The 14619-nt window shown below is 47.1% G+C and carries 15 protein-coding genes and 1 pseudogene; 10 read left to right on the plus strand and 6 right to left on the minus strand.

Going from position 1 to position 14619, the window contains the following annotated elements; translation table 11 throughout:
• Nucleotides 1-979 precede the first annotated feature (979 nt).
• From BACSA_RS17990 to BACSA_RS18025, 8 genes are all read left to right on the plus strand, one after another.
• A complete protein-coding gene (locus BACSA_RS17990; RefSeq protein WP_013619446.1) occupies nucleotides 980-1390 on the plus strand; it encodes a hypothetical protein in 411 nt (136 codons plus the stop codon).
• A 315-nt stretch (nucleotides 1391-1705) separates the two neighbouring features.
• Nucleotides 1706-2107, plus strand: coding sequence for a hypothetical protein (locus BACSA_RS17995; RefSeq protein ID WP_013619447.1), 402 nt, complete (start codon nucleotides 1706-1708; stop codon nucleotides 2105-2107).
• A gap of 116 nt (nucleotides 2108-2223) precedes the next feature.
• Nucleotides 2224-3363 carry a helix-turn-helix domain-containing protein gene (locus BACSA_RS18000; protein WP_013619448.1) on the plus strand — a complete coding sequence of 380 codons (1140 nt, stop codon included), beginning with the start codon at nucleotides 2224-2226 and terminating at the stop codon, nucleotides 3361-3363.
• 434 nt (nucleotides 3364-3797) lie between these two features.
• On the plus strand, nucleotides 3798-4838 hold the full coding sequence (locus tag BACSA_RS18005) for a FimB/Mfa2 family fimbrial subunit (RefSeq protein WP_013619450.1): 1041 nt from the start codon (nucleotides 3798-3800) through the stop codon (nucleotides 4836-4838).
• Between the two features lie 47 nt (nucleotides 4839-4885).
• The gene (locus BACSA_RS18010) at nucleotides 4886-6175 is read left to right on the plus strand and encodes a fimbrillin family protein (RefSeq protein ID WP_013619451.1); all 1290 of its coding nucleotides are present in this window, start codon (nucleotides 4886-4888) and stop codon (nucleotides 6173-6175) included.
• 90 nt (nucleotides 6176-6265) lie between these two features.
• Entirely contained in the window at nucleotides 6266-7168 is a 903-nt protein-coding gene (locus tag BACSA_RS18015; RefSeq protein ID WP_013619452.1) for a fimbrillin family protein, read from the plus strand.
• Nucleotides 7169-7198: 30 nt separating this feature from the next.
• Nucleotides 7199-8209, plus strand: coding sequence for a fimbrillin family protein (locus BACSA_RS18020; RefSeq protein ID WP_013619453.1), 1011 nt, complete (start codon nucleotides 7199-7201; stop codon nucleotides 8207-8209).
• A 45-nt stretch (nucleotides 8210-8254) separates the two neighbouring features.
• A complete protein-coding gene (locus BACSA_RS18025; protein WP_013619454.1) occupies nucleotides 8255-10039 on the plus strand; it encodes an autotransporter outer membrane beta-barrel domain-containing protein in 1785 nt (594 codons plus the stop codon).
• A 147-nt stretch (nucleotides 10040-10186) separates the two neighbouring features.
• Here the strand turns inward: BACSA_RS18025 and BACSA_RS18030 are convergent.
• The 4 genes and pseudogenes from BACSA_RS18030 to BACSA_RS18050 form a co-directional block, all read right to left on the minus strand.
• Nucleotides 10187-10327: pseudogene (locus BACSA_RS18030) on the minus strand (Cas9 inhibitor AcrIIA9 family protein); the annotation flags it as partial.
• 4 nt (nucleotides 10328-10331) lie between these two features.
• Nucleotides 10332-10589 carry a DUF6926 domain-containing protein gene (locus tag BACSA_RS18035; protein ID WP_005650248.1) on the minus strand — a complete coding sequence of 86 codons (258 nt, stop codon included), beginning with the start codon at nucleotides 10587-10589 and terminating at the stop codon, nucleotides 10332-10334.
• Between the two features lie 18 nt (nucleotides 10590-10607).
• Nucleotides 10608-10826, minus strand: a complete 219-nt coding sequence (locus BACSA_RS18040; RefSeq protein ID WP_013619456.1) for a hypothetical protein — start codon at nucleotides 10824-10826, stop codon at nucleotides 10608-10610.
• Nucleotides 10827-11062: 236 nt separating this feature from the next.
• The gene (locus BACSA_RS18050) at nucleotides 11063-11410 is read right to left on the minus strand and encodes a hypothetical protein (RefSeq protein ID WP_013619458.1); all 348 of its coding nucleotides are present in this window, start codon (nucleotides 11408-11410) and stop codon (nucleotides 11063-11065) included.
• Between the two features lie 981 nt (nucleotides 11411-12391).
• Here BACSA_RS18050 and BACSA_RS18055 point away from each other — a divergent pair.
• Both BACSA_RS18055 and BACSA_RS18060 read left to right on the plus strand, forming a co-directional pair.
• A complete protein-coding gene (locus BACSA_RS18055) occupies nucleotides 12392-12898 on the plus strand; it encodes a porin family protein (RefSeq protein WP_013619461.1) in 507 nt (168 codons plus the stop codon).
• A 367-nt stretch (nucleotides 12899-13265) separates the two neighbouring features.
• On the plus strand, nucleotides 13266-13874 hold the full coding sequence (locus tag BACSA_RS18060) for a porin family protein (protein WP_013619462.1): 609 nt from the start codon (nucleotides 13266-13268) through the stop codon (nucleotides 13872-13874).
• Nucleotides 13875-13980: 106 nt separating this feature from the next.
• On the opposite strand, the gene BACSA_RS18065 is transcribed toward BACSA_RS18060, so the two are convergent.
• Complete coding sequence (locus BACSA_RS18065) at nucleotides 13981-14385, minus strand: DUF5053 domain-containing protein (RefSeq protein ID WP_013619463.1); 405 nt, start codon at nucleotides 14383-14385, stop codon at nucleotides 13981-13983.
• A gap of 49 nt (nucleotides 14386-14434) precedes the next feature.
• A complete protein-coding gene (locus BACSA_RS20355) occupies nucleotides 14435-14596 on the minus strand; it encodes a hypothetical protein (RefSeq protein WP_013619464.1) in 162 nt (53 codons plus the stop codon).
• Nucleotides 14597-14619: the final 23 nt, after the last annotated feature.

A 14619-nucleotide genomic window follows, 5' to 3' on the forward strand; every position in this document is an offset into this window, starting at 1 on the left:
GATATACGTGAGTATACGTATCCATTGCTTTGTTTGTTTCTCCTTCAGCTGCATATGCCATGCCTAAATAGAATTCGGACTTCAATGCTTTTTCTTTCTTTTTATATTTTCGATACAAATTGAATGTCATTTCCATGTCTGTGGATGATGGTAAGGGAACATTTGCAGCTCGGTGTGATAATTCAGCTTTTAGCAAATACCAATGTGCTAAACTTTCGGCATTCAGTGTATCTGTGTTTATTGTAGATAATAAGGAATAGGCACTGTCTGGTTGTGATTGCATTAGGCCTTCTATTTTATTTAATATAGTAGGGCTTGTCGGATGGTTATTGCATCCACCTAAAATGGTTGCAATAATCAAGACAAAAAATGTAGCTTGTTTCTTCATAACTCTGTCTTTATAGTTGCTTGCAAATTTAGAAATTATTCCTTTTTCGATGGAAGATGAAATGTTGAATAATTGCTCGTGTATACGTCAAAGTCTATAAGTTGTTGAAAATCAAGTGTGGCTTGAGTACGCTGAATCTATGTGATTTGATCAAAACTACAAAAGATAAGCGTAATTTTGCAATACTATCCGAAGTGGATAAATGAAAGTTGGATAGCTTAAATGAGTACGCCTATGGTTAATATTCGTAAAAATAGTATGAACTTTAAGTTGATTCTGTTCATACTGTTGTATATCCTTTCAATTAAAGATATGTTAGAACGTGGTTCTATCTTTTCTGAAAGGATTGTTCCTACAATTGTAGATTTCATTACATTTCTTGCCGGTGGATTCATTGTGTATTATAACAAGTTTTGGAAACAAGTTGTTAAAAGTAAACGCGGAAATCTTGTATTGGCTCTTTGTCTCCTTTTGTGTTGCATTGTGTATGTGGCTATTTATGTGAAAACATTGCTATTCAACAATATTTTTCAATCCGTTATGGGATAAATGAACGTTTATTTGATTGTTAAATTCTAAACATTTTAAATTATGAAAACTTTTATGTCTAAGACTTGTATTTGCTTGTTCGTTTTTCTTTCCGCTTTCCTGTCCGGTTGTGATGATCATGACGATGTGAAGCTTGCTTCGTTGGCAGATGTCTTATATCAAGCGGTATGGAATGCCACAGAAACAGTATATAATGAAGATGGAAGTATAGCTTTGCAGGATACTTATATTTTTCAGTTCCTTTCTGAATCTCGAGGTGAAATAGTCGAAAGAGATGATTCAGGAAATCTCGCTTGGACATCAGAATTTGATTATGAAATTCATGACAATATAGTAACCTTTAAAGGGGGGTGGGTCGGACAATGGTTAGTGGTGGAATACACTCAAGACAAGGTTGTCTTGCAATCGTACCAGCCTAAAAGATATGTATTGATTGTACAAAAGTACGAATAAAAAGTGATAAACAGAAAAATGTAGCAAAGTTATTGGCAGATAGGCGTTTTAGGAAGATGGCTTGAAAAAATGAAAGACAGAAAAAGCAATGAAAAAGCCAAGTTAGGACATCGCAGCGTTACCAATTCGTGACCATGCTCAAAACAGGTTATGATGAGGTTGGAAGAATATAGAAAATACTAACTTCCAGTGAGTTACTAACAACTCACGCAAGAAAATGAGGCGTGAACGAGAATTGCAGTATTCCTCAATGATTTGCGTAGCGACGAAGGATTCTTCACGAACTAAATTTGAAACCAAAAAAATTTTAGAACGATGAAGAGTGCTTTGTCAGCAGGCGACATCAGGTCATTTGCGTCGGAGAAAGGAGATTCCGACAGCATCCTTGCCGTCCTTTTCCCGGACGGCAAGGCCATCGGTCAGCCCTATACACGCAACCGCACGGACATCAGGATGGTTCGTGTGTTCAGCGAGGACGAAGCCTACGGCATTTTCAGGCGTCTGTGCGGGAAAGAGTATATTTTTCCGGTGAGTGACGGAAAGTATCATTACCATGCGTGCCTGCTTGCCAAACCATATACCGGTTATCTGCTTTACAGTTTTCATGTGAAGCCCGACACTTATGAGGTCGGTGTCATTTATGTGCATTCACCCGAACTTCGTAAACTCGGTATAAAGGAGCTTCATTTAGTAAAAGCCATAAAAATAAAGAAATAATCCATTGTTCTTTGACATACATATGAAAAATAAGGGGGTTAGATGATAAAAAGCTCTGATTAGAGGCCTAATACGAACGGATTTTTGTAAATTCGCAAAATTTTTAGAAATCCGAAATGATAATACAAGGTCCTGAAATATATTATGCGGCATCCTGCCTGATACTGGTCGTTACGTCACTGTTTTGTGCGTTGGTGCGTTATTTCCACATGTGCCGTCCGTTTGACGAGGAAGAAACCTATTTTTATCCGGCCCGCAAGCTCGTCACAATTATCTATGCCTGTTTTGCCTTGCCTGTGGTATGGCTTTTCCGCATGGACAGCCCGGACGCATACTTCTTTATGCGTGTTTTTCTTATGCTGCTGTTGCCCGGTGCGGGCGTGTTGTCGTTCCGCCGGTTTTTCTTCAGCAAGACAAGACACCGCAGACTGATATTTGTATTGTCCGGTATCATTCCTCTTGTCATTATACTGGTCTGTTGGATATACGGCTGGATTGGCGGAGATACCCTCTACCGCCATCGTGATATGCTTCTTCTCCTTATCGGAGGATATTCCCTGCTGCTTACAGCCATGCTGTTGCATACCACAAGCTGGCTGTTGCGCCAGATTCGCCTACACATGCAGGAAGAATATTCCAACAGTGAAGATTTTCCGGTACGTTTTGCCGGTTTTGTCGTATTCATGCCGGTGCTGTATCAGGGAGCTGCATGGTGGCTGTTTATCACCGGCGACCATGATTACAACATGTGGTTCCAACTGGCCATTTCAGTCATGCACGTCGTTCTTTTGATACGGATATTGCATCCGCAACGAAAAGAATATCGGGAGGTGATGGAAGAAGCGGAAGAACTCATAGCGGAAAAAATAGAAACGGTACTGTCCGACCGGGAAAGCGGCAGCAGCCTGCTGTCTGTTGATGCCATGAATGAACTGGAAGCCAAAATACGTGTGGCATTGACCGAGGACAGGCTTTACCTGAATCCGAACCTGAAAATCGGCGAACTGGCAGATGCGGTAAAGAGCAACCGGAAATATGTATCCATTGTCATGAAAGAACGTTTCGGTTCCTTTTATAAGGAACTGAACCGGCTCAGGATTGAGGCCGCTGTCCGATACCGGGAAGAACACCCTTCGGCAAGCCGTGAAGAAATTGCTACACATTGCGGTTTTTCCAATGTAAGGACTTACAGCCGAAACCTGAAATCCGGGATGCAGGACAAGAACACAGAAGGACAATTTAAGGAAATTCCCTGAATTGTCCCTCATTATGAGCATTTTTCCTTGAATTGTCCTTCAAATTTTCTAAGATTGTCCTCTCACTTTCCGTTAAAATCCGCTAACTTTGCAAACGGAATTTAATAATTGAATGACAATGTATTTTGATTTACAGCACATTTCAGGAAATATGGCAATCTGTTCAGGCAACATTCCGTTGTCCGCTGCATCGTGCATATACCTATATTCAAAAAAGTGTGTTGCAAATTTGGAAATGTGTGAGATTTGTGTAAACACACACACACACACACACACACATTGCGACCGGCGTATCTTCGCGCGTTAATATACTTATTATCATCAATACATGCAAGGGTGGAAACTCCTTTTTACGGGAGCTTTCCGCCCTTTTTCGTATCCGTATGTCACGTTTACCCCATTAAAAATTCCCTAAATAACATAATTACTATACAATGAAAAAAAGGAACTACTTAAAGACAATCAGACATTACCTCTATGCATTCCTGCTCATACTGTTGCCGCTATGGACTGCCTGCGGGAACGATGACCCGGTCACTCCCGAGGAGACTGTACCCGAGCCGGAACCGGAACCGGAGCCCGAGCCTGAGCCGGAACCGGAGCCAGAACCGGAGCCAGAACCTGAGCCGCAACCCGCACCCACGGCCGGCTGTCTGGTCTTCACTCCTCTCTGGGAACAGACGGCAGGCACCGCAGACCTGCCTGCGGACTTTGTACTGAACCTGGCCGGAAAGGCGCTCACCGTTCCTGCCGGAACTCCCTGTCTCTACCCGGACACTCTGACCGCGGGTGAATACCACATAACGGCATGGAACATCCCCGAAGCCGTCACCGTGACGTCCGACGGACTCGCCACCCTGGAACTGGATGAGGCGGGACAGCTGCTGTCAATGCCGGAACGGCTGTGGACGGCAGACACCCTCTACTGTGTGACGGCAGGCGACACTACGGACGTGACACTGCGCATGCACGAACGGACCCGCACCTTGCGCATCAGCCTGACGCTGGATGAAGCGGTGGAAATCAAGGAACAAGGCGACATCACCCTGACGGGTATGACGGGGGCTGTCCTCCTGCCAGAAGGCACACCGACGGGCGAAGCGGTGACCGCCGTCTTCCAGGTGAAACAGCTCACCCGCTCACGGGCAGAGAAGATTCAGGGGCTGGAACTGTTCCTGTGTTCGCTGGGAGCCTTTCCGAAAGCCGGGAATACCCTGTCCTTCCGCCTGGAACTGACAGACGGAAGGACTGTGACGTTCAGTCTGGACGTGACGGACAAACTGGCCGACCTGAGTGCAGGAAGCACCCTGCAAATGGAAGGAACCATAGAGATTCCTGACCCTGAACCTACTCCTCCGCCATACTGGCCGGAACCCGACCCCGACCCGGAACTGACGGTGGGTGACATCACCATCACCGACTGGGCTCCGCTCGAAGGCGACTATGGCGGTAACATATTTTTTCCGGATGTGTAAACCGCTGTGCTGACTATATATTTATAACTGATTAAAAAAGCAAACGTATGAATATAAAGAATCTATTATTGGCAACAACCGCTATCCTGTTGGCTGCGTGCAGCACCGACAGCGATGTACTGCCACCGCAAGACCTTGGACAGATAAGGGTAACGGCATCCGTGGGAGCCATGACCCGTGTGGCCCATAGCGGCAACTCGACCACCTTCGAGACGAATGACCGCATCAGTGTCTATGCCTGGTTAGGAGCCGACAACGACATGCAGCGGCTTGTGGTGGACAACTCCATCAATACATTAGGCGGCGACGGCACATGGACCGCCGAGCCGCAGATGCTTTGGGCCGACAATACGTCCGACCACTATTTCCTCGGCATCTATCCCGAGCGCAACAGAACTACCGATTACAAGGCCGACCCCTATACGCTGGACTTCAATAACCAGACCGCGAGCGACCTGCTGGTGGCGAGGACCACGGCCAAGCCCACCGGTTCTGCCGTGAAACTGGAATTTGAGCATGTAATGGCCAAGCTCGTGGTAAACCTTTCGTTCCGCAACGAGTGGACAATCGCTCCCGAAGTGGTTTCGGTAACGGCAACCGCATGCACCGAAGCCACCGTGAATTATTTAGAGAATCCTGTCGAGGTAACCCCGGCCACCGGTCAAAACCTTGTGGTGATTCCCTTCACGGGCACATCCGCCAGCTTTGCCGGCATCATGATTCCCGGGCAGAGCGGGTTCCGCACCATCAACGTCACGCTGGAGAACGGCAAGGTATATACCTATACCCACCCTTCAGGCATAGACCTGCAACCGGGCAGATATACTACGGTGAACCTTGTGCTGGGACGCGACAACATCAAACTGGACGATGCGGGCATCAGCGTGTCCGACTGGGAAAACGGTACTGCCATTGATGGCGGTGAAGCGACCGAAGCCTACTCATACGATTCCAATACCAAAACCATCACCATTTACAGCGGTGAAGGACTGAAGGTAGCGGCAGATGTGGTGAACAGCGGTGATACCGACCTCAACATCACCCTCGACAACGACATCGACCTGACGGGCATCGAATGGACGCCGATAGGAACTGAAAGCCGACCATACACCGGCACCTTCGATGGCAACAACTATACCATCACGGCTTGCTACTGGGAAAACAATCAGGGACAAGGCATCGGCGACAATCAGGGCAGCACCACCATCGAAACCACCAAGGTGAACGGCACTGACGTTACCTGGCAGACGGCAGTTGCCGCCATGAACACCGCCTTGCAGAGCGCAGGCTCAGGTTGGCACTACGAACTCAACGGAGCGCTGCCGACATTGGAGTAATAATAAACCGCCGGAGCGGGATTCCGGTTCCATCCGAAAAAGGAATCTTTGAAAGATAAATAATTAACAACTTAACAGAAAATAGTTCAAATGAAAAAAGCAAACATTTTGGCAACAGCAGCGCTGGCCACCCTTTTGGCAGCCTGCTCCAACGACAGCGACGTGCTCAACACGCCCGATTATGCCGACACGCCTATCGGACTGAATGTGAACGTAGGCCCGATGGCCACCCGTGCCGGTTATGACAACGATAACCTGACCGGAAGCAGTTTCGGACTTTACCTGACAACGGAAGGCACGAACGACGACAGCCGCTACAACTGCACGAACTTGGAAGTGATATATAACAATGGCTGGACGTTTAAGTACGGAGAACAACTCCTGTGGAAAAGCAATGATGCAAAAGTAACCTATAACGCTTATATGCCCAGAACACATGTGTACAATGAGGATTCTTATACCTTTACGGTGCAGACCGACCAGCGCAATGAGAACAACGTCAAGGCTTCCGACCTGCTTTGGACCGGAGGACGACAGGACGCCACAGCCGGAAAGGCACTCGACATCAACTTCAAACATGCGCTGTCCAAGCTGAACGTGACACTGACAAAAGGCTCTGAACTTGAAGACGGAGTGACCTTCACATCGGTAAAGCTCTCCAACTGCGCCACGAAAATTGTCGTTAACCTGCTCGAAGGAACAATCGTTAAGACTACCAACAGCGGACAGACCATCACCCTGTATGCTACAACCGAAAACAAGCAATACGAGTGCATCCTCGTACCGCAGACCTTCGCTCAGAGCCTGAAGGTGGAAATTACCGACAACAACGGAAAGATATATACATTCACATCCAACAAAGACCTTACGTTTGCCAGTGGTGAAGAATACACGCTGAATCTTACCGTAGGCCGCGACAAAGTGACGACGGGCACCATTTCTGCCGACCCATGGGGTAGCGAACAGCAAGGCGGCGATTTAGTAACAGAATAAAAGTAAACAACGTTCATAAACATGACAAGAATGAAAATAGCAAAATATATTCCGGCTGCCGCCCTCGCACTGGTGTTGGCAGGCTGCCAAAGTGAAGATGATTTCATCTCTTCCGACTATGCCAACGACCCGATGGCTGTACACATCCGTGCAGGCATCGAGGCTCTGCAGACCCGTGTGAACACGACAGGAACAGGCAACGCATGGGAAACAGGCGACCTGATTTCGGTAGCCAATACCTCGACAGGTGCGGTAACAGGCAAGGACAAGGCGGTTTACAAATACAACGGCGGCACATGGGTGCCTGAAGGAACAGACTACATAGTCTGGTCTGACGATGTCGAAAACACCTTTGAAGCCTATTATCCCGTCGTGGAAGGGAAAACAGACTCCTACGAACAGTTTGAGCTTCCGACCTACCAGAACAGCAGCGATCCTGACGATGACAACTACATAGGCCGTGCGGACTATATGACGGCGGCAGCGTCACAAAGTAAGAGCGACGCGCTGAACCTGACATTCAAGCACCACCTGACCAAGGTTACCGTGAAGATAAGCGGTTACGGCAACCAGTACGCCACACAGAAACCTGTATTCCAGGCTCCTACATTCACGGTACCTACCACAAAGACTCCAGTTTCTGGAAAGACACTGACCGTTGCCAATAGTGGAACGACAGTAACCGGACTATTCAGCGAGGACGCTTCAACAGAAGCCAAACACAGCTTCACCGCCGTCCTGCTGCCGGGCAAGTATACTACTAATGATACGTTTGTCAAGCTGAACATGGAAGGCGGCACTTCGCTTACCGTCAAGGCCAATGTACAACAACTGACTACCGGTTTGGAATCGGGCAAAGCCTATACCTTCAACGTGACCGTAGGTAAGAATGGTGCCACCATCTACAGCGTTACGGTTGGCGACTGGGGTACCGGCGGCTGGACGGAAAGCGGCACGGCAGACACAGCCCTTTCATTCAGCATCCAGACTTCGACGGACGGACTGGCAACTGAGAGCGATGGATATATCCTCGCCGATTGACATACAATAAAATTCAGATCATAAAATAATAAACGGAATAACAAAATGAAGACGAGAAACAAACTATATGATAAGAGCCGGCTGCGCCTCCTTTGTCTGCTGACAGCGTTGCTCGGCTTATTCGGTGCCGGACAGACATGGGCAGGCAATCCCACCACCCTCACCGTGGGCGGCACCAATGCACTTAACGGCGGCTACTGGCTGACCAACGCCGACGGCACCCTGACCCCCGACGGGGCAAGCGCAGACAACTACAATGTCTACTACGACGGCAACGGCACCCTGACCCTGAAGGACGCCACCATCAACGGCACGGCTACCACCGATCATGTCGGCGCGGGCATCTACGCCGAGGGCGACCTGACCATCGTGCTGGAGGGCAGCAGCACCGTCAAGGGCGTTGTGGATCCATACGGCGAATCCCAGAGCATCCGTGTGTCTGGGAATCTGACCATCCAAGGCGGCGGCAGCCTGACCGCGCAGGGGGCTGAGACAAGCTCAGGCTCCAATTATGGCATCTCTGTCGTTGGATCATTCACCCAGCAAAGTGGCAGCGTCACCGCCATCAGCGGCACGAGCAAAAACTATTATTCGGAAGGTCTCTATGTATTCGATGGCACGGTTACGGTGGAGGGCGGGACGCTGACCGCCACCGGCGGTAACGCCGGTAGTAGTTACGGTAGTTCCGGCATCTCTACGAATGGGACTGTCACCGTGAACGATGCCATCGTGACCGCCACCGGCGGTAACGCCGGTAGTAGTTACGGCATCTCTACGAATGGGACTGTCACCGTGAGCGACGCCACCGTGACCGCCACCAGCGGGTCTGCTGGGTATGCAAGTTATGGCCTTTATATTGAGTCCTCTTCCCCTTCTGTGACCCTATCCGGCAGCAGTTCCCTCACCGCCCGGAGCGGAACAGCGACGAACACGGCGGGCGGCATCTACTTCGAGAACCTCTTTGGCAGCACGAGGTCCGTAACCGTCGGGGAGAATTCCACCCTGCTGACCAACAGTGTGATATTTAGGGATTCGTCTTTCAATGAAAATCCGCTGGCCCCCACCGGCGACGGCAGCTGGCTGATCTACGGGCAGAGCGACCAGACCAGCGCCGTGGGCGGCAACTATACCCTGGAAGAGAACCTCACCATTGAAAACGGGAACACCTTCACCATCCCGGCGGGCAGCACCCTGACGATTCCGGAAGATAAGACTTTGACTGCCGATGCCAACCAGTTGGTTGTAAACGGAGAACTGGTATTGGAAGGTACGTTCGAAAATGCAAATGAATTGACAGGAACAGGAAATCTTGTTTTGGGCGAAATAACGCTGACTGACGATGAGGGTATTGGCGCGTATGAAGATTACCACCTCAAGTTGAAAAGCAAAAAGGTTACTTATACCCGTGCCCTGCCAGTTAACTCCCAATATGGAACCATCTGTCTGCCGTTCGTTCCTACTTCTGTAACTGCCGATCAGGTTACTTACTATCAGGTTTTGGAGTTGGGAAGCAACGAGATTACCCTCGTAGAAACCGATTTTGAAGCCGGCAAGCCGCTGTTCTATCAAACATCCGGTACAGGCAGCATCACCTTCAGCGCCGAAAGTGCCGCAGGCGTGGAACTGGTAACCACCCCTGCGACAGACAGCTTCATGGTAGGTACGATGAGTGTGTATAAACCCACCGCGGGCTACTTCCTGAAGAACGGCAACTTCTATCCGATAACCGATGGAGTCCAAGTAAAGGTGAAGTCTTTCCGTGCGTATGTGAAGGGGCAGAATGATGCTTCGCAAGCAAGCGTCATGTCTGTCAATGTGGCAAGACCGTAACAAAGTATTAAGAACTCCCATTCCGGGCGGGAGCATTTGTGCCCGGTAACATCATACAGACACCGCAGCCCGCTACCGTAAGGTAAGCGGGCTGCATTTTCATAGGAGAAACTATAAACAAAATGAGGTAACCCGCATGAAACAGAAAACAATAGCAACCAGGTATGTGACACAATCGTCTATGTTCTTGGCTGGGTTGCGGTAGCTTTTGGCGAATAGTTCATCTTCCGCTGCTCTCTGCTCCAAAAACATCTGTATGGTTCGTTTGAAATGGTCTGTTCCTTTCATAATCTCAAATTTTAGTCGGGTTGTCGTTCAAATAAAGTATCTCGCAATCTTCCACTTCTGTGGGAAGTCCGAAAAGGGGGTAATGGGTGAAATAAGGCTGTGCGTTCCCTTCTTCATCTGTGAGGGGTGAAACATCTTGTACTTGCCATTGCTTCATCCATCTGTCTATTGTCTGAACTTCATCGTCTGTGAGTGCGGTTGCATCGCCATTGATGATGTAGGCTAAACTCCATGTGGGTATCTTTTCCGTTGTCCTGTTCATATCCGTTCCTTTATGTGGTCAGACAATCTCTTGTAAAATCTCCGTGTGGTATTGTGGGGGGCATTCCACCAAAAGAAAACCGATAAAATCCTTTCTCGCTTCCTTGTTGAGTTCGTGGTATAGCCTTCTTAGGGTTGAATGGTTGCCGTTGATGTAGGTTTCCACCATATACTCAAAGATGTTGTCCACCTCGTAAAATCTGCATTGCTGCGCTGCTGTCTTGCTGTATCGTTTCATAATGTTATGCTTTTGGGAGTTAATTCAAAGTGTCAGTAGCCATAGGAAAAAGCCGAAAATGGCAATGAGGAATATGATGAATACCATTACATTGATAACCATTCGGAATACTCCACAGACTATTTCTCTGATGATGTACCAAAGGATATTGACTATCCAAAGGAAACAGCGCAACAGAAATGCGAATACTGCAAGTCCAACGGATTGCGCTGTCTGTCTTATGTTCATTGCTGCTGTCATTTTGGGTGTCGTTTGTCAAGTTCTACAATTCTGTCAATTCTTCCGTACAATATCTTGCGGAGTGCCGTCTTGTCCATAGCCTTGTATTCTCTCCATTGTCCGTACTGGCTTACAAGGAATGTCCTCAGTATGTCGGAGAAGTCAAACCGCCATCCTTGCAATGGTATCGCACTTTTGAAATAGGTATTGCCGTTTACCTTTTCGGTTATCCAATTCTTTTCCTCTCTGTTCAGCACCTCGCCATTATTCACTTTCATACGAAGTCTGTAAACCTTGCACTCATGTAGGCTTTCCAATGTCGGAACTTCCCACTTCACGAATTTTGTTGCTACTGCTGCTTCCATATCCATTTGTTTTTATTTTTAATGCGGATTCAAGAGCTGAGGGAGTTGAGTTTCCAACCTTATATGCCTCCCGTTTATCCGACATTTTTTTTAATGCGTCTTTCTGTCGCTTCGGTCGTTTTCGTTTCGGGTGCTTCAAAAAAGGTAGGGAGTGGGTAGAGCAAGGGTTTTCAAAGAAAAAATACTACCCGCAGGGCTGGAGATTTTTTCTAAAAACCATTGAGCATCCCAATCCCGGATTTACCTTTGCACCCAGAACGGGAACGATCCACCTGATGCGACTGCCTGAAAGACCATCAAAATGGAGGTAAACGGATGTGAAGGCATATTGGATATGAAATGTTCCGGGAAAAGAAAGAAAGGAAATGTCAAAAAAAAGGATGCGGCGAAAACGTGAAATCGGCAAACATTCCAAGAAAGTATGTTGCAACCGTGTGGCTAAACCTGTTTAGTTATGCGGTTGCAATTTTCTTTCCGGTTTGCCGTCATGGGTAATGGCACTTTTCATTTATGGAAGGTGTGGTTACCCATGACTTCCGTTTTCGATTAGAGGAACCGACAAAAAAAGAAAATCAACAGGTGACAGCCGTAAAAGCACCGCTTGTGGCATCAGCAAAAAAAAGAAAGGGGCCTTGCATCATCAGTCTGAACATGGTTCAGGCGTGACGCAAAGCCCTTTTCTATGCTTATGCAATAGTAGGAACATGGTCGTCAATTTATTGATGATGATGTTCCTACGAATAAATTCGCTTTTACGGAAAAACTTGTCTGTGGAGCTTAAAAAGCTGGATTTTTATTTCAATATATGCCATTAAAGTGCTACTTTTGCATACGAAGAGTTCTTTGAAGGTTACGCAACGCGCAGAAGAATAAAACAGCAGATAACTAACAAATTCGTAACCTATTACTACTATGAGTTGGTAACTGCAACTCATTTTCAATCACTTAGACCTTTTTCGTAATTTCAAAATACAAAGGTTTATGAAAAGAATGTTTTTTATGCTGTTATTGATATTAGAAACAATGACATCAGTTTTTGCGCAAGAAAATGCCCGTCAATGGAATGCGGGTGTAACTTTGGGATATGGAACAGATGTTTCAAAAGGGTTTGTAGGAGTGCGTGCGATGTATCACATTAAGCCTGCCTTTTCGCTGGCGGCCGGATTTAATTATTATTTTAAACGGACGCTCGACACAAAGCCGTTTGAGGTGGAAGGAAAATATTGGGACATTAATCTGGATTTTCATTGGAATGCTTTTCGGGGAAATGCTTATAAGCTTTATCCGTTAATCGGGCTTACTTACTTGCATACGAAAGCCTCGGTGGCTGGTTTTAGCATCTCCGATGGAGAAGCAGGCTTGAATTTGGGCTTAGGTGGGCAATGGGACTTTGCCGAGCGGTGGGGAGCAGCAGCCGAAGCTAAATATCAAGCATACACTGGAGGCGGGCAATTTGTGCCGTCGGTCTCATTGATGTATCGTTTTTAACGATGAACTTAAAGAAATGCAGAGCTGTAGAAGCACAAAGTTCTTATTTTTTGAATATCCGTAAACATCCCATGTGGGGGCGTATCGCATACGCTTGAAAAACATATGCGTGAATAAGTTGATGCATTTGGGCGTATGCGATACGCCCCTACAGTTCATTGGGTGAAATGTGGAATTCAATAAATATTTTTCTCTTTTCGTGCAGTATTCGGGGGCGTCTTGCGTTTATAGGTTGATGATAAAAACAAGAATGCGTATTAGTTTCGGAATGTGTGTTTCGTTTTGAATCAATCTCTCCACGTTCTGAATGAATAAAAATAGGTATGATTCTTTGGGGGAGGAACCGAATCGTTAAAATGAAATGTGTATGAAAAAGTTTGTATTGACCGTATTGTTCGGTATGATTGCTTTAGCGGGTTTTTCACAACTGCGTTGGGATATCCGGGGCGGCATGAACTTGAGCAGCCTGACTCACGATGATAATGCGGATGCATTGGTCGGCTTCAATGCAGGAGTAGGGCTGGACTATGCCTTTACCGACCGGTGGTCTTTGAAGTCGGGCGTGATGTTCTCTTCTAAAGGTTATAAACATGGGGAGTTTAAGGCTCGCCCTATTTACCTGGAGTTTCCGGTGATGGGTGCAATTAAGATGCCGGTTACGGAGCGTGTGAAATTTGTAGTCAATGCGGGACTTTATTTTGCCGCCGGGCTTGTTGGGCAGTATGATGTGAGCTGGGTCACCGGTCTTGAAGATTCGAAACCGGATATACCAACCGATAAAGAACTCATTTTTGATAATGGCATTTTTCGCCGTTTTGATGTAGGCGTACAATATGGGGTAGGAGTGGAACTGGCGGATCATTACTTGATTCACCTGACCGGGCAGAACGGATTTATCACTCCGTATGATGAAGGTTATGATAGAGGCAGGTCAAAGAATATGAATTTCATGATCGGCGTAGGCTATATTTTCTGATGCAATAGTTCTATTGCTGTTTCCAGACTGGTAGGAAATAAACGTGAAGCCCCATAGTGCGTTCGAACGTACTGTGGGGCTTCGGTGCCAAATAAAGATTAATAAATCAAGCAATGGAAAACGAGCTGATGCGTTTGGCTATGTCTTGCAGGGCACGGTTGAACGTTGCTTTCTGTTCCTCGTTGAGCGTGTACTGACGTCCGCCTACCTTGTTTCCGTTAATGCGCTGGTAAAGCCATGATGCAGACTTGCCGAAATAATGTTTGGCAATGTAACTCATGGGGATGAGTTGGTAGGTATCTTCATTGATTTGTTGGCGAAGGATGGTGATGTCTTGCTCGATTTCATCCATTCCGCTGTTCCACCATGCCTGAGCAAAGTTTTTTTCTTCTTCGGTTAGTTCACGGTTGTTGAGTTCTGCCGTCAATGCGTCCAGCTTTTCACGTTCTGCTGGGTTGTCGGTACCCATTAAGGGCTTCATTTCTTTCAGAATGTCTTTTATTGTTCTCATATCTTGTCTGTTTTTAGGGCAGTTCTCTGTCGGAAATGCCTGTGTTGTTTCATTTCTTTTGCTTCAATAGCTTGACGAGGTCGTCCAGCATCAGGTTTACTTGCCGCTCTTGTTCTTCTGGACTGATACCCAATGCCGGGGCTATCCGCACATAATCGGCAATCAATCGTTTCTTCTTTTCAATTTCTTTTTTTAGTTCCTCTTGATTCATTGCATATTTCTTTTGATATCACA

Origin of the sequence: Phocaeicola salanitronis DSM 18170, assembly GCF_000190575.1 — a bacterium.
Classification (GTDB): Bacteria; Bacteroidota; Bacteroidia; order Bacteroidales; family Bacteroidaceae; genus Phocaeicola; species Phocaeicola salanitronis.